At 52.3% G+C, this 15,233-nt stretch carries 13 protein-coding genes; 10 read left to right on the forward strand and 3 right to left on the reverse strand.

All coding sequences use genetic code 11. The annotated features are described in order from the left end of the window. The first annotated feature begins 9 nt into the window (after window positions 1-9). Together gndA and HYD27_RS19950 are read left to right on the forward strand one after the other, a co-directional pair. Window positions 10-1,422: an NADP-dependent phosphogluconate dehydrogenase gene (gene gndA / locus HYD27_RS19945; RefSeq protein ID WP_219218057.1), complete on the forward strand. Its 1,413-nt coding sequence runs from the start codon at window positions 10-12 to the stop codon at window positions 1,420-1,422. Between the two features lie 477 nt (window positions 1,423-1,899). Then, window positions 1,900-2,412, forward strand: a complete 513-nt coding sequence (locus tag HYD27_RS19950; protein WP_219218059.1) for a shikimate kinase — start codon at window positions 1,900-1,902, stop codon at window positions 2,410-2,412. Between the two features lie 25 nt (window positions 2,413-2,437). Here HYD27_RS19950 and HYD27_RS19955 read toward each other — a convergent pair whose 3' ends face one another. Then, window positions 2,438-2,746, reverse strand: coding sequence for a rhodanese-like domain-containing protein (locus HYD27_RS19955; RefSeq protein WP_219218061.1), 309 nt, complete (start codon window positions 2,744-2,746; stop codon window positions 2,438-2,440). Window positions 2,747-2,861: 115 nt separating this feature from the next. Between HYD27_RS19955 and aroA the strand changes: the two genes are divergently transcribed. The 5 genes from aroA to ptsP all read left to right on the forward strand — a co-directional run bounded on the left by aroA (window position 2,862) and on the right by ptsP (window position 11,488). Next, window positions 2,862-4,154, forward strand: a complete 1,293-nt coding sequence (aroA, locus tag HYD27_RS19960; protein WP_219218063.1) for a 3-phosphoshikimate 1-carboxyvinyltransferase — start codon at window positions 2,862-2,864, stop codon at window positions 4,152-4,154. Between the two features lie 178 nt (window positions 4,155-4,332). Beyond that, entirely contained in the window at window positions 4,333-4,767 is a 435-nt protein-coding gene (locus tag HYD27_RS19965; protein WP_219218064.1) for a CoA-binding protein, read from the forward strand. Window positions 4,768-6,864: 2,097 nt separating this feature from the next. Further along, window positions 6,865-7,251 (forward strand): hypothetical protein, encoded by a 387-nt coding sequence (locus tag HYD27_RS32745; protein ID WP_309242098.1) that lies wholly within the window; start codon window positions 6,865-6,867, stop codon window positions 7,249-7,251. Between the two features lie 587 nt (window positions 7,252-7,838). After that, window positions 7,839-9,725 (forward strand): glucose PTS transporter subunit IIA, encoded by a 1,887-nt coding sequence (locus tag HYD27_RS19975; RefSeq protein ID WP_219218067.1) that lies wholly within the window; start codon window positions 7,839-7,841, stop codon window positions 9,723-9,725. Further along, window positions 9,722-11,488: a phosphoenolpyruvate--protein phosphotransferase gene (ptsP, locus tag HYD27_RS19980; protein WP_219218068.1), complete on the forward strand. Its 1,767-nt coding sequence runs from the start codon at window positions 9,722-9,724 to the stop codon at window positions 11,486-11,488. Before HYD27_RS19975 ends, ptsP begins: the two co-directional genes overlap by 4 nt. Window positions 11,489-11,616: 128 nt before the next feature. On the opposite strand, the gene HYD27_RS19985 is transcribed toward ptsP, so the two are convergent. Continuing rightward, window positions 11,617-12,141 (reverse strand): type 1 glutamine amidotransferase domain-containing protein, encoded by a 525-nt coding sequence (locus HYD27_RS19985; protein WP_219218070.1) that lies wholly within the window; start codon window positions 12,139-12,141, stop codon window positions 11,617-11,619. A gap of 259 nt (window positions 12,142-12,400) precedes the next feature. Between HYD27_RS19985 and HYD27_RS19990 the strand changes: the two genes are divergently transcribed. The 3 genes from HYD27_RS19990 (at window position 12,401) to HYD27_RS20000 (ending at window position 14,913) form a co-directional block, all read left to right on the forward strand. Next, window positions 12,401-12,805: a hypothetical protein gene (locus tag HYD27_RS19990; RefSeq protein WP_219218073.1), complete on the forward strand. Its 405-nt coding sequence runs from the start codon at window positions 12,401-12,403 to the stop codon at window positions 12,803-12,805. Between the two features lie 306 nt (window positions 12,806-13,111). Continuing rightward, on the forward strand, window positions 13,112-14,122 hold the full coding sequence (gene ccpA, locus HYD27_RS19995) for a catabolite control protein A (RefSeq protein ID WP_219218075.1): 1,011 nt from the start codon (window positions 13,112-13,114) through the stop codon (window positions 14,120-14,122). 95 nt (window positions 14,123-14,217) lie between these two features. After that, on the forward strand, window positions 14,218-14,913 hold the full coding sequence (locus HYD27_RS20000; protein ID WP_219218077.1) for a 5'-methylthioadenosine/adenosylhomocysteine nucleosidase: 696 nt from the start codon (window positions 14,218-14,220) through the stop codon (window positions 14,911-14,913). A gap of 81 nt (window positions 14,914-14,994) precedes the next feature. Here the strand turns inward: HYD27_RS20000 and HYD27_RS20005 are convergent. Next, a partial coding sequence (locus HYD27_RS20005; protein WP_219218078.1) for a hypothetical protein occupies window positions 14,995-15,233 on the reverse strand: 239 nt, incomplete at its 5' end.

Below are 15,233 nucleotides of genomic sequence, written 5' to 3' on the forward strand. Positions count from 1 at the left end.
GAGAACCAGATGGCAAAACAACAAATCGGTGTGATCGGCTTGGCGGTAATGGGTAAAAATTTGGCTCTGAACATCGAGAGCAGAGGCTTCACGGTATCGGTATACAACCGTTCCCCGGAGAAGACTCATGACCTGATCAGCGAAGCTGAAGGCAAAAACCTGGCGGGGACTTTTTCCATCGAAGAATTTGTGGAATCGCTGGAAGTGCCGCGCAAAATTCTGATCATGGTCCAGGCGGGCAAAGCAACCGATGCTACGATTGAGCAGCTGCTGCCGCATTTGGATCAGGGCGATATCATCATCGACGGGGGCAACGCTTATTTCCCTGACACGGTCCGCCGCAACAAGGAACTGGAGGAAAAAGGCTTCCGCTTCATCGGCACCGGCGTATCCGGCGGTGAGGAAGGCGCATTGAAAGGGCCTTCCATCATGCCTGGGGGACAAGAAAGCGCGTATAAGCTGGTAGAACCTATTCTTACGGCAATTTCGGCCAAAGTGGACGGAGAGCCTTGCTGTACATATATCGGGCCGGACGGTGCCGGACACTATGTCAAAATGGTGCATAACGGCATCGAGTACGGCGACATGCAGCTGATCGGCGAAGCTTACCACCTGCTCAAGGATGTGCTGGGCCTGGATGCCAAAGAGCTGCACAGCATCTTCAAGGACTGGAACAGCGGAGAGCTGGACAGCTACCTGATCGAAATCACTACGGATATCTTCGCAGAATACGATGAAGAAACCGGCAAGCCGATGGTAGACGTTATCCTTGATGCCGCCGGCCAAAAGGGTACCGGGAAATGGACAAGCCAAAGCTCGCTGGATCTTGGCGTGCCGCTGTCCATGATTACCGAATCCGTATTCTCCCGCTTCCTGTCCGCTATGAAGGAAGAGCGTGTCGCAGCGAGCAAAGTGCTGAGCGGTCCTGAGACCGAGCCATTCCAGGGCGACAAAGCCGAGTTCATCGAAAATGTGCGCAAAGCGCTGTTCGCAAGCAAAATTGTATCGTATGCCCAAGGCTTCGCTCAGCTTCGTGTAGCTTCCGACGAATATGGCTGGGATCTGAAATACGGCAACCTGGCCAAAATCTGGCGCGGAGGCTGCATTATCCGCTCCCGCTTCCTGCAAAATATCACCGATGCCTACGAAAACAATCCGGCGCTGAAAAACCTGCTGCTGGATCCGTTCTTCAAGGACATCATGGATTCGTATCAATCCGCATGGCGCCAGGTGGTTTCCGCCGCGGTGACCCAAGGGGTTCCCGTTCCGGGCTTCTCCAGCGCGCTGGCTTACTATGACAGCTACCGTACAGAACGCCTGCCTGCGAACCTGCTTCAGGCACAGCGCGATTACTTCGGTGCCCACACCTTCAAGCGTGTGGACAAAGAAGGCATCTTTCACCACGATTGGCTGTCTGAATAACAATTCCTGGCGCAAGCCGCAAAACAGCGGCCCGGGAGGCTTTTCCGCTTGCAGCGGGGGCTTTCGGGCCTTTTTTTTGAAAGATAAGAAATTATCCTGAATATCGAAAGTGAAATGAACAAATCCAGACCGGACAAGGGATAACCCCTCTTTTTCCTTCACCCATTGGGTGCAAGCTGTTTGTAGCAAGACATCCCTTCGTGTAGAGCTTTTTAGATGATTTGTGGATAATTACTTTCGAAATTCAGGTTTATATGTTTTGGGTTCCCCGCAAAGTATCTGAGTCATCATCGAGCCAAGGCCCCGCTTTGTGGGGTTGTTTTGTGTTTTACCGTTTCTCTGCAAATGCAAATTAAGCAGGAAGGCCCGGTTCGCACAATGGCAGCATTGGAGTTTCCGGAACGCCTGCAACAGTGCATTGTGTAAAGTTTTGACCCTGTGTTATGATATGACAAATGTCGCGGTTGGAGGATCGTCATGAATTACAACAATAAAAATATCATTCTGGTCGGGATGATGGCCACGGGGAAGTCTACGGTAGGCGCTCTGCTCGCGGAAGAACTGGGCTATGAGCTGGTTGATCTGGATCATGTGATTATACAGAATCAAGGACGGAGCATCGCGGAGCTCTTCGCCGAAGGCGGGGAAGCATACTTTCGGAAGATTGAGTCGGCAGTGCTGAAGGAAATGCTGGAAGGCGAGGGACGGATCATTTCTACAGGCGGAGGCGCAGTACTGGCTCCGGGGAATGCAGAAATGATGCTGCAAAGAGGCCTTGTAGTGGCGCTTACGGCTACTGAGGAGGAAATTCTCGCCCGCGTCAGCGGGGATCTGAACCGGCCCCTGCTCGCCGGCAATGCACAGAAACGGGTCCGGACGATCTTGGAGCAGCGCCGGGACGCTTACCGTTTTGCACATTGCACGGTCGATACAACGAAGCTGAGCGCGGCAGAAGTGTCGCAGCATATTTTAACGCACTACCGCGGTTGAGCTTTTAAGCGTATGTGTGCAGGGCTTAGGCGTCAGCGGTTTCATTCCATTCGATCATCCCGCCGCTGAGGTTGGAGGTCCGGTAGCCGAACTGCCGGAGATATTCACAGACGCGCTGGCTGCGGGCGCCTGAGCGGCAGATGAAGACAAGCTCGGCTTCCTTCGGAAGCTCTCCGGTGTGCTGCGGAATCTCGCCCATTGGAATATGCTGCGCACCGGAAATCATTCCGGCAGCGACCTCTTCGTCTTCGCGGACGTCTATCAGTACAAGGTCTTCACCTGACTCCAGACGCTGCCGCAATTGCGCTGCTGTAATTTGGGGAATCTCATTCATGGTTATGACCTCTTTTCATCTGGAAGAATGCTATCATGATAACACAATTACGGATTACTCTGTCAAACCGGGCATTACATAATATCTATTCCATACAATAAGGAGAGCTTAGATCATGGACGTTATAGTTAGGCCTACGCCTACTTTGCAAGGAGAATTTGGAGCCCTGTCTTCCAAAAACTACACTACACGCTACCTGCTGGTTGCAGCCCTGTCCGAAGGAGTCAGCACGATCTATCATCCGGCGCACAGTGAGGACAGCGATGCAATCCGCAGATGTATCGCCGATCTTGGCGCGGTGCTTACGGAGGACGAGGAGAAAATTGTCATTCAGGGCTTCGGGCGCCATCCCCGCGATGTCAAGGAACTGAATGTGGGCAATGCGGGAGCGGTGCTGCGCTTTCTGATGGCGGTGGCTGCTCTCAGCCCTGAGGTCACTTTTGTAAATGCGTATCCGGATTCTCTGGGCAAACGGCCGCATGACGACCTGATCACGGCGCTTGGCCAGCTTGGCGTGCAGGTGGAGCATAACAACGGCAGGCTGCCGATTACGATTCGCGGCGGCAAACCGGCCGGAGGACGGATCACGGTATCGGGTGCGGTCAGCTCACAGTATCTGAGCGCCTTATTGTTCCTGACGCCGCTGCTAGAAGAGGACAGCGAAATTATCGTGCTGGATGACCTGAAGTCCAAAGTGGTTGTAGGCCAGACGCTGGAGGTTCTGGAGCAGGCGGGTATTATCGTTCATGCGGCGGAGGACTATATGTCCTTCAAGGTGCCGGGCGGCCAGGCCTATGCGGCCAAGGCTTACACGGTGCAAGGAGATTATCCCGGATCTGCGGCGGTGCTCGCGGCGGCGGCGGTCACGAAATCGGATGTGAAAATTCACCGGCTTGCCGAACATAGCAAACAGGGCGAGCGGGCGATCGTCGATGTGCTGCGCATGATGGAAGTGCCGCTTACCCACGCGAATGGTACGGTGCATGTGCAGGGCAACGGCAAGCTGAAGGCGGTGGAGTTTGACGGCGATGCGGCGACGGACGCCGTGCTGGCGATGGTGGCAGCGGCCGTTTTTGCCGAAGGGACTTCACGTTTCTATAATGTGGAGAACCTGAGATACAAGGAATGCGACCGCATTACCGATTATTTGGCTGAGCTGGCCCGCGCCGGAGCAAGCGTAGAGGAGCGGCGCGACGAGATTATTGTGCACGGCAAGCCTGAGGGGGTCGAAGGCGGCGTGACGATCAATGCGCATTACGACCACCGGGTGATTATGGCGCTCTCGGTAGTCGGACTGCGCGCCCGCCAGCCGCTGCGGATCAAGGACGCCCACCATGTGGCCAAGTCATATCCGCAGTACTTTGATCATCTGCGTGCGCTTGGCGCCGGTGTGGAGTGGGTGGAGTAACTGATGATCTTAAGAAGCGGGGAATTGACCAGTTCTATCGCCCGTGAATTTGGAACTTTTTACGTCGCGCTGTATGATGGACTAGTGAATGAAAATGTGCTGTACGGCAGACACACCGCAGACGCATGTATGTTGCAGTGGAAACCGCCGGCACTATAAACGGAAAGGGGAATTGCACATGAGCTTTGAAAATCCAGGCCGGGAGCAGATCGGAGATATTCTTGCTTCCGCGGGCAATATAGCCGTAGTCGGACTCTCCGACAAAACAGACCGCACCTCCTACATGGTGGCTGGAGCCATGCAGAGCCGGGGTTACCGCATTATTCCGGTAAATCCATCGGTGGACGGTGAGATTCTGGGCGAGAAGTGCTATCATACGCTGGCGGAAATCCCTGAGCCTGTAGACATTGTCAATGTCTTCCGCCGCAGTGAATACTGCGCGGCAGTAGCACAGGAAGCCGCTGATGTCGGTGCGCGCGTCCTCTGGCTTCAGCAGGGGATTATCAGCCAGGAGGCTGCCGACATCGCTGCCGAGCACGGCATGATCGCAATCATGGACCGCTGCATCAAGGTCGAGGAAGCGATTACGATGAAGGGCCGCAGCCGGGGGTAAGGCTAGGGCTGGGGGGCCGCCTGCGGCACGGTGGCTGGTGGCCCAAGTGGCCCAGTGCACTGATGGCCCGGTGGCTCGGTAGCCCAGTGCCCTGGTGCCAGTGCCCGGTAGGCCAAGTGGCCCGTGGTCCAGGTGTCGCGGTGTCCAGTAGCCCATAGCGTTTGACAACCAAGCAGTGGCCGGGAATTTCGGCTGTACCTGGCCGGGCAATTTTAGCCGGATCAGTAGATTTTACCAGACGGCGTTGCTATACTTAGAAACAGACGAAGAACGTCCTTTACCCGAATTGTACTCGGGCAGGGGCGTTCTTTTTTTAAAGATAAGACTTTATAGGTTTCACGCTAAAAATTAGCCTTATCCTTCTCGCTGAAACGGATACCGTCCTTATAAGGACGGCGAAGCCGTTTCCACTTGAAAGATCAGAATTTATAGGTATTGGGGGAAGCGAAGCTTATCCGTTATTCCACGGCTGCGCTGTAAATGAAAGAATGGATCGGGACTTCGGCCAGGCAAACTGCGCTATTGCATTGGCCGCAGCGGGCAGGTAGAGGGAATCAAAGGCAGAAGTACCTTTGAATTCGCCCGAAGCCGGCTGGAGGGTGAAATCAAAGGCAGAAGTACCTCTGATTTCGCCCGAAGCCGGCTGGACGGTGAAATCAGAGGCAGAAGTACCTCTGAATTCGCCCGAAGCCGGCTGGACGGTGAAATCAGCGCGAAATGATTCTTCTCCTCCCCACTGAAATGGCAGTATTCTTATATAGGACGCGATAGGCGTCTTTCTTGTCGTTTAGGAAATTATGCTTCTCGTCAATTGTGGATAAGGTATGTTATGAAGTTAGGGGAAAATTATAATGCGTCTTAATCGTGCTGAATCGTGCTGAATCGTGCTGAGTTTGCTGAATCCCACTGAGTTGTGCTGAGTTTGCTAAGCCGTGCTAAGTCTGCAGAGTTTGATGAATTGTGCAGAGTCTCTTGAGCCGTGCGGAGTCTGCGGGTTCTATGTTTTGCAGGAGGAAGCGCGGAATAGAGCGGGTCCAACCGAGGCCTCTACTGGGCAGGGACGTGAAGTGGAATGGAGTGAATGAAGTGGAATGTGTAAGAATTAGTACACTTACACGGAAGGAAAGGTCTTAAAGGAATCGTGGGAAAAAGCTGGCTCCATCTAAATTCAACCTGCAATCTTATTCCAATCAGGAAACCGGGCTTTAACAGCGGCCGGAAGAACCCTCTGAACCCGCAGCGGACTTCATTCACATCGTCAACCGCTGATTTGGCTTTGAGCCAAAAAGGTAATTGAATGTATAGGAATGGAACCGGCGGACTTGAACAAGCTGATGAAATGCAAGGAGGTTCATAGGGAACGGAAGCGAAGTGTAAAAAGTAACACTAATGGGCTGGAATTCTGGCTTGAACGAGCTTTAGTGGGATTTTGTACACCTAATGGAGGCCCGCTCCCCCCATATGCCCGATTTCAGCCGGATTAGTTGTACTTTTTCCCACTAGGGATGATCCAGGATCGGAAGGCGGTGGATTAGTTATCCTTTTTACCACTAAATTGGCTGACCTTTGGATGAATGGTTCAAGTTCATCTTAATGTAGGCGTATTCCTCTGTAAGGGGGCGAAACGGATCGATTAGGTATCCTTTTTTCCGCTAACGCTTGCGAAAAAGGGGCTGAGGGGAGTATGAAGTGACCTTTTTCCGCCTGGTTTTCTGCCTGGCTTCAGCAGCCAGCTTTACACCTGAAATGCAAACAGCTGCGCTGGCCAGTCAAGGGCAGTGCAGCTGTTTTGTTCTTTTGCCGGGGAGGGAAGAAAAATGAGTTTTGAAAAAAGCACATAGTACATTCATCGGACATCATGCCGGCGGACCGACAGGCGAGCGGAAGGGGAGACTGCAAAGGGGGCATAATTATGCGGAGAAGCTGCTTTTGCAAAGTGTATGGTAGCCGGTTTTTGAGTCGCTGGACAACCTGCATCCGGAATATGAAATATACGACTGGGACCGGAAATCACAGTTCCTGGATTTTGCGTTTCTGCCTTCCAGCGGCGGGCGTTTCAGCATTGAGCGCGACGGATTTCAGAGCCGCATTAAGGACATGGACCGTGAGAAATTCAGCTATGCGCTGAACCGGGACACCTTTCTTACCGGAATGGAGTGGAGGATGCTCCACTTTTCCTTTGATGATATTCAGCAGCGTCCTGAGGTGTGCCGGATGCTGCTTCAGCTGGCCCTTGCGCCATACTTAGCCAAAAAGACGGTGGTTAAGGACATTTTATCCGGAGAAAAGGAAGTCCTGCGCCTCGCCTGGCAGCTTGGCAAACCGCTTCGTCCAAGGGATGTGACCAACCATTTTCAGATTAATTTCCGGACCGCGCGCAGGCTGCTGTCGCTTAGCGACAAGGGGCTGCTTGAGCCGGTTCACGGGGGAAGAGGGGGCCGTTATTATGAAGTGAAAGCTACGCCTTCAGAACAAGTATGGTAATTGGAACTGGAATAGAGGCTTAACTTATTTTGACTGTATTTCGTGCAACAGAATTTATCCTGAATTTCGAAAGTATGTATCCACAAATCATCTAAAAAGCTCCACACGAAGGGATTTCTTGCTAAAAACAGCTTGCACCCAATGGGTGAAGGAAAAAGAGGGGTTATCCCTTGTCCGATCTGGATTTGTTCATTTCACTTTCGAAATTCAGGTTTATATATATACTCTGCTCAAAAGCGAATTAATTGTATTTTGTGCAGTGCAGTAGAATTTAAGTATTCCCCCTTATTGGGAGGATTGTGAATCATCTGCTGTATGAAGTGCAACAGAATGCTGATCTGAGCCATTAACCAGGCTTTCTGTTGCACAAAATACAATAGACATCCATGCCGCTGCACGGCGCCCTAGAGGATGCAAATATAAGCAGAGCCGTCATGCGTCATTAAAACTAATCAGGCAATATCCACGCATTAGCAACAGGCACTGTATGGAATTCCTTACCTGCCGGGTAACTTGTAACCAGAATCTTTTGACAAAAACTGCTGCAAAGCTTACCATTCATTATAGAAAGAAAGGAGAGTGTCACCTTGAATTGGCTCGGATCTTTGCAGCAGTTGGGCAGAGCCATTATGCTTCCTACCATGGTGCTTCCGGCTGCGGCTATTCTGCTGAGTCTGGGCAGCCTGCCGTGGTCTGCATGGGGACTTTCTTCGGTGTCCGAAGTGACTACTTACGCGGGGCAAGGAATATTTTATTTCATGCCTTATTTGTTTGCTGTCGGTGTGGCGTGGGGGTTGTCCAATCAGGCCGGACCGGCGGGAATGGCGGCGCTTGCAGGGATGTTCACTTATGACCGGATTGTTTCCAACATGGGGGACGGAGCGGTGCAGCCCGCAACACTAATCGGAATTATCCTGGGGATTGTCGCCGGCGTTGCGCATAACCGGTTCAAAAATATAAAGCTGCCGGAGGCGATCCAGTTTTTTGGCGGGTCGCGTTTTGTTTTGCTGTTCATGGGGCTGTTCTCCGCCCTGTTCGCCTGGGTGATGCTGGGATTGTCGCCGTTGCTGCAGCATGGGCTGGATATATTATTCCGCGATATACAGGCGACCGGAGGCTATGGCGTTTTTGTATACGGGGTTCTGTACAGGGTACTGACAGCGTTCGGACTGCATCATATTCTCAATAATGTGTTCTGGTTCCAGCTGGGCACCTTTGCCACACCTGACGGCAGTGCGGCTGTGCAGGGGGATTTGCCGCGTTTTTTTGCCGGTGATCCTACGGCGGGCATCTTTATGGCCGGACTGTTCCCGATTATGATGTTCGCGCTGCCGGCAATTGCATTTGCCATTATTCAGGAAGCGCGCGAGGATCTGAAGCCTAAGATCAAAAAGACGTTTTTACGCGCCGCCATGGTCTGCTTCCTGACCGGAGTGTCGGAGCAGATTGAATTTGCCTTCCTGTTTGCTTCACCGTATCTGTTCGCGCTCCATGTAGTCATGTCCGGTCTGGCTATGGTGCTGACCTATTCGCTGGGCATCCACCACGGCTTCTCCTATTCGGCGGGGGCGATTGACTTTATCCTCAATCTGCATTTGTCGCAGCGGGCATGGCTGCTGATTCCGATCGGCATCGGCTACGGAATTGTATATTATAATGTGTTCCGCTGGGCGATCCGCCGCTTCCAGATTCCGACTCCCGGACGCGAGGAAGGCTCGGAGCTGGGTGACTGGGCAGGGAACATTCCGTATCAGGCCCCGCTGATTCTTGAGGCGCTCGGCGGCAAGGAAAACATTGTACAGGTGCAGGCCTGCATCACCCGATTAAGACTAACGGTGCATAATGACCGATATATAGATACAGGGGCGCTTAAAGGCCTGGGCTCGGCGGGGATTATCAAGCTGGGCGGCGGAAATGTGCAGGTCGTCTTCGGAACCTATTCCGAGCTGATCCGTGAGGAGATCAACAAGCTGCTGCTCCGGGATCTTCCGCAGGTGCTGTTCAGCTCGCCGATTCAGGGCCGGATGATGCCGATTGAAGAGGTGCCGGACCATATTTTTGCGGCAAAGCTGGTGGGCGACGGGGTGGCTTTTTTTCCGGAAAAGGGGGAGCTCGTCTCGCCGGTCTTCGGCAAGGTGATGCACGTATACCCTACGATGCACGCAGTGGGCATTTCTACGCCGGAAGGGCTGGAGGTGCTTATGCATATAGGGATTGACACTTCGCAGCTTAAAGGGCCGTTCGAGGCCCTTGTGAAGGAAGGGGACAGTGTGGAGCCGGGGCAGCTGCTGGTGAGGTTTGATTTGACCTTTTTGCGCGACCACGCCGCATCACTGGCTACGCCAATGGTCATTACGAATCCGGACCGTGTGAAATCCTGGAGCTACGCTCCATTTAAAAATGTTAAAAAGGGGCAGTCGTCCGTGATGTCCGTGGTCTTACATGAAAGCAATGTTGGAGGGATTGAAGCATGATACAAGGCATAGGCGCCGCAGCAGGTGTAGCCATCGGGAAGGCCTTTGTCTTGCCGAACTGGGAATGGAGCCTGCCGGACACTCAGGTGAACCCGGTGGATCTGGCTAAGGAGTTTGAACGTTTATATGAAGGCATCCGCACCTCTAAAGATGAGATTGAATTCATCAAGAAAGAGTTCAGGGAGGTCGTGGGGCCGGAGGAATCCAGCATTTTTGACGCCCATCTGGCGATTCTGGATGACCCGGTGTTCATGAGCGAAATCCGCGGTATCATCGAGCGCCAGTACAAGGCGGCGGAGGTAGCGGTAAAAGAGGCCATCGACCACTTTGTGGCGATGTTTGATTTGCTGGATGATGAATATATGAAGGAGCGGGCGGTCGACATCAAGGATGTAGGCAACCGTCTGCTCAAGCATCTCCTGGGTGCGCCGGAGGTTACACTGCCATCCGATACGCAGCCTTATATTCTTGTGGCCAAGGAGCTGTCGCCTTCACAGCTGGCGCATTTGAATCCAACCTATGTGCTGGGCATCGTAACCATGATGGGCGGCAAAACCTCACACTCCTCCATTATGGCCCGGGCGCTCGGCATTCCCCTGGTAGCGGGCCTGGAGAACAAGATTCTGACTCCGATTCAGACCGGCGACATGCTGGTTATGGACGGTGAGGCCGGGGTAGTGCAGCTTTTCCCGGATGAGCTGACAGTGAAGGATTATGCGTCCAGACGGGCGAAGCAGCAGCGCAAAAAAGAGCAGCTGGAGCTGCTCGCCACCGTGGAAGCCATCACCAAGGACGGTGTTCCGCTGCGTCTGGCCGGCAACATCAGCTCCGTGAAGGAGCTGGATATGGCACTGAAATATGGGGCGCAGGGAGTTGGGCTGTTCCGCACTGAGTTTCTGTATATGGACCGCAGCTCTTTTCCTACAGAGGAAGAGCAGTTCGAAGTCTATAAGCTGGTAGCGGAAAAAGTAGGGGGCGAAACGGTGGTCATCCGCACGCTGGATATCGGGGGAGACAAGCATCTGGATTATTTCCAGCTGCCCGAAGAGCAGAATCCGTTCCTGGGCTACCGTGCGATCCGCATCAGCCTGGACCGTAAGGATATGTTCAAAACCCAGCTCACTGCGATCCTGCGGGCCAGCCATTACGGAAATGTGAAAATGATGTTCCCGATGATCTCCTCCGTAGAGGAAGTGCAGGCAGCCAAAGCCGTGCTGAACGAGGTTAAGGAGGAACTTAATCTGCGGGGAGTTCCCTATAACCGCAATATGCCGGTAGGCATTATGATTGAGGTCCCGGCGGCAGTGATGATTGCCGATCTGCTGGCGGAGGAGGTAGACTTCTTCAGCATCGGCACCAATGATCTCGTGCAGTATGTGCTGGCGGTTGACCGCATGAATGAGCAGATCGCCCATATGTACCATCCCTATCATCCGGCAGTGCTGCGCATGATCCGCATGACAGTGGAGGCGGCGCGAAGTGTGGGCATTGATGTCAGCGTATGCGGCGAGATGGCTGCGGATGAGCGTTCCCTGCCGTTGTGGCTGGAGATGGGAATCGGCGATCTCAGCATGTCCCCGCAGGCGCTGCTGAAGGTGAAGCACCGTGCGCTGAATACTCTGGCTTCCGAAGCCAGAGTAACGGCCAAGTCCTGTTTCGGGCACCGGACCAGCTCGCAGACGGAAGCGGCGCTTACGGCTTTTGCGGGGCGGAGCGGGATACCGCTTGGAGCAGGTGCGGATTCGAAGGGAAAAACCTCTTGATGCATCCAAAGCACACATAGCAGCATAAGCAGAGAGTCCGGCGGTATCGCCGGACTTTTTGCTAATGAAGGCAAGGAAGCCCTGCCCTTCATTAGCTGAAGGTGCAGGGCTCTGTATGCCGCTGTCGTTTATTCTCCTGCCAGCGCATCGCAGAAGGCTTTGCCGTAAGGCGGCAGATCCGGCGGACGGCGTGCGGATATGATATGCCCGTCAGTGACGACAGCTTCATCTTTCCAGACCGCGCCGGCATTTTCCATATCATCACGGATGCCGGGGGTGGAGGTAACCGTCACACCTTCCAGTATTTTGGCGGAGATCAATACCCAGCCGGCATGGCAGATTTGCCCGATCGGCTTCTTGGCCGCATTGAAATCCTGCACCAGCTTCAGCACTGCGCTGTAGCGGCGGATTTTATCGGGAGCCCAGCCGCCCGGCACAAGAATGCCGTCGTAATCGGCGGCGCTCAGCTCATCCCAGGAATATTCGGCTTTGGCGGGTACGCCATATTTGCCGATGTAGGTCTTGTCTTTTTCCAGTCCGGCCAGATGTACCTCGGCCCCTTCTTCCCTTACGCGGTATACCGGATACCACAGCTCCAAATCCTCGAATTCATCGTCTACAAGGGCTATAACCTTTTTTCCGGCCAGTCTCATCCTTTAAGCAGCTCCCTTCGTGAATCTTGGCTCCAGTACATTCTAGCAAATTTGAAATATGAAGTCATCCTGCGGATTGAAAAGCTTAGGCTATTTTCCAAATAAATCATTTTATGCAAATCAGCAGGAATTGAGGGGAAGCAGGTCGAATATAGCTTATGGAAAAGGTCAAATCTCGTCCTTTTTCAATATTAAGTCTGAGGTGTGGGAGATGTATAAAGATCATTTAATGAAGAAGTCGTGCGGCTGCGGAGGTACCATGACCATACATATGCATACGCTGATCTACAGCGCAAAGATAAAAATTACTCATGTTCCAGTCTACACCTGCGGAGAGTGCGGGCGCTATGAGCCACTGCCGTTTATCAAGCATGATCTGGGCAAGCTGATCAAAGAACTGGGAGAAACCCCGTCCAAGCGGCATCTTTCGTTTGCGGACAGAAATGAATGGGCAAGTGTGCTTAAGGAAACTTTTGCAAACGGCTTGTTTGCGGGCGGAATGTCGGAGGTGGAAGAAACGATCCGGGCGGCCATCCAGGGACGGATAGATTTGCTGCTGGATGTGTACCGTTTGGCAGTGGATCTAACGGACCGCAAATGGATGGAGGAAACTGGAAGCAGACTGTCGCAATTGACAGTTCAGCCCGCAGAAAGTGCGAAATAAAGCGGATACTGAAATTTTTTCTGCAAAATCAATGAAAATCTTTCATGAATGTTGGATTTTTCACGCGGTTTTTGATACGATAGAATCAGAACAGGCAAACCTATGATTGCGACAACTTTAGACAGGAAATCTTTGGATGCAATGAAGCAGAAGGAAGCCCCGTATCCCGTATCACGATAGCGCTCCCAGCCTTTGAAAGAAATTTTGAAAGGAAAATGAAGCGTTATCATTGCACAATTGTACAAAGTGTCGTATCATGATTTTAATTAGTCGAACGATAAAATTTATCGCAATGGAGAGAGTAATTTGACGGTAACCATTTACGATGTAGCTCGAGAAGCAGGCGTATCGATGGCTACGGTATCACGGGTTGTGAATAATAACCCGAACGTGAAGCCGCAGACCCGGAAGAAGGTTTTTGAAGCGATTGAGCGTTTGGGCTATCGTCCAAATGCCGTGGCGAGGGGTCTCGCCAGCAAGAAAACGACAACCGTAGGGGTTGTTATCCCTGATATCTCGAACTCGATTTTTGCGGAAATTGCGCGCGGGATCGAAGATATTGCCAACATGTACCATTACAACATTATTTTGTGTAACGCGGATAAACGCAAGGAGAAAGAAATTCGTGTAATCAACACGCTGCTGGAAAAGCAAGTGGACGGGCTTCTGTTCATGGGCGGAACGGTAACGGAAGAGCATATTCAAGCATTCCAGACGTCTGCGGTTCCAATTGTACTCTGCGCGACCCGTGATGAGAAGGGCACTTACCCGTCTGTTGACATCGACCACGAGACCGCTGCGTTTGATGCCGTGAACACGCTTATCCGCCACGGCCACCGCGAAATTGCGATGATCAGCGGAACACTGCAGGACCCTGCCAACGGTTATGCCCGTTTCCAGGGCTACAAGAAAGCGCTGGAAGCCGCAGGAATCGAGTATCAGGAGGATCTGGTACGCATCGGGAACTATCGTTACGAATCCGGTGTCGAAGCGATGAAATACTTCCTGGGACTCAAGAAGAAACCAACGGCTGTGTTTGCGGCAACCGATGAAATGGCGATTGGTGCAATCCACAGTATTCAGGATGAAGGCCTTAAGGTTCCGGATGACTTCTCGATTATCAGTGTCGATAACATCCGTATGGCTTCCATGGTCCGTCCGTTGCTGACAACCGTAGCACAGCCTATGTACGATCTGGGCGCGGTGGCAATGAGATTGCTGACCAAGCTGATGAAGAAAGAAACCGTTGAGAATCCGCGGGTCATTTTGCCGCATGAGACGATTCTCCGCCTGTCTGTAAATCATTTGAACAAATAAGCACGAATGACAAGGGTTAGAACATAGGCACATAGAAAGCTCCTTTTGGAGCTTTTTATGTTTTATAGCCGATTTTTGCTGCAGGAGGGGTACATATGAGTGGAATTACAGGATTAATTGGGGCAATGGATGAGGAAATCAAGCTGCTGCTGGAGAGTATGAGAGATAAGGTAAGCACGGTCAAGGCTGGCGTTACTTATTACTCAGGCACCATATTCGGCCAAAAGGCTGTCCTCTGTAAATCAGGAGTGGGCAAGGTTAACGCTGCGGTGACGACACAGGTTTTGCTTGATGTCTTCGGCGTAACACGTGTACTTTTCACAGGTGTTGCAGGGGCTCTGCATCCGGATCTTGAGATTGGAGATATTGTAGTCTCGTCGCTCTGCATTCAGCATGACATGGACGTCGGCGCCCTTGGATATCCCAGGGGAGTAATTCCGTATCAGGAGGTATCCTCCTTTCCCGCAGAGCCTGAACTCATACAGCTTGCCGAAGAAGCCTGCCTGGCACTGAGGCAGAAATCGGTTACCGGCATAGTGCTGTCAGGCGATCAATTTATTGCCAGTGCGGCTGTTGTGGCCGAGCTCCGTGAGCAGCTGCATGGAGCGTGTGCGGAAATGGAGGGGGCGGCTGTTGCCCAGGTCTGCTTCATGAATGAAATTCCTTTTGTGATTATCCGTTCCATGTCAGACAAGGCAGACGGGTCGGCGCATGTAAACTACCGTGAATTTACGGTAGCGGCCTCCGAACGCTCTCATGCAATCCTCGAATATATGCTGAAGGCAATGTAATATTGTGTTCTTATAAGGAATCTACACCGCGCCATGCTGAAGATTGACTTTCCATTTCCCGCAGAAGCAGGTACCGTCTATTTAAAGGGAGGTACCTTTTTTGAAGGATAAGAATTTATATGTTTTGGGGTCCCCGCAAAGTACCTGAGTCATCATCGAAGCCAAGGCCCCGCTTTGTGGGGTTATTTTGAAGGATAAGAATTTATCCTGAATTTCGAAAGTAAGTATCCACAAATCACCTAAAAGCTCTACACGAAGGGATTTCTTGCTAAAAACAGCCTGCACCAAATGGGTGAAGGCAAAAAGAGGGTTTATCCCTT

The sequence above is a fragment of the Paenibacillus sp. S150 genome (assembly GCF_019352175.1).
Lineage (GTDB): Bacteria > Bacillota > Bacilli > Paenibacillales > Paenibacillaceae > Paenibacillus_AQ.

Excerpts from the sequence above, each read along its gene's own strand:
- gndA (WP_219218057.1), top strand. The coding sequence starts at position 10 with ATGGCAAAACAACAAATCGGTGTGATCGGCTTGGCGGTAATGGGTAAA.
- HYD27_RS19950 (WP_219218059.1), top strand. The coding sequence starts at position 1,900 with ATGAATTACAACAATAAAAATATCATTCTGGTCGGGATGATGGCCACG.
- HYD27_RS19955 (WP_219218061.1), bottom strand. The coding sequence starts at position 2,746 with ATGAATGAGATTCCCCAAATTACAGCAGCGCAATTGCGGCAGCGTCTG.
- aroA (WP_219218063.1), top strand. The coding sequence starts at position 2,862 with ATGGACGTTATAGTTAGGCCTACGCCTACTTTGCAAGGAGAATTTGGA.
- HYD27_RS19965 (WP_219218064.1), top strand. The coding sequence starts at position 4,333 with ATGAGCTTTGAAAATCCAGGCCGGGAGCAGATCGGAGATATTCTTGCT.
- HYD27_RS32745 (WP_309242098.1), top strand. The coding sequence starts at position 6,865 with ATGGACCGTGAGAAATTCAGCTATGCGCTGAACCGGGACACCTTTCTT.
- ptsP (WP_219218068.1), top strand. The coding sequence starts at position 9,722 with ATGATACAAGGCATAGGCGCCGCAGCAGGTGTAGCCATCGGGAAGGCC.
- HYD27_RS19985 (WP_219218070.1), bottom strand. The coding sequence starts at position 12,141 with ATGAGACTGGCCGGAAAAAAGGTTATAGCCCTTGTAGACGATGAATTC.
- HYD27_RS19990 (WP_219218073.1), top strand. The coding sequence starts at position 12,401 with ATGACCATACATATGCATACGCTGATCTACAGCGCAAAGATAAAAATT.
- HYD27_RS20000 (WP_219218077.1), top strand. The coding sequence starts at position 14,218 with ATGAGTGGAATTACAGGATTAATTGGGGCAATGGATGAGGAAATCAAG.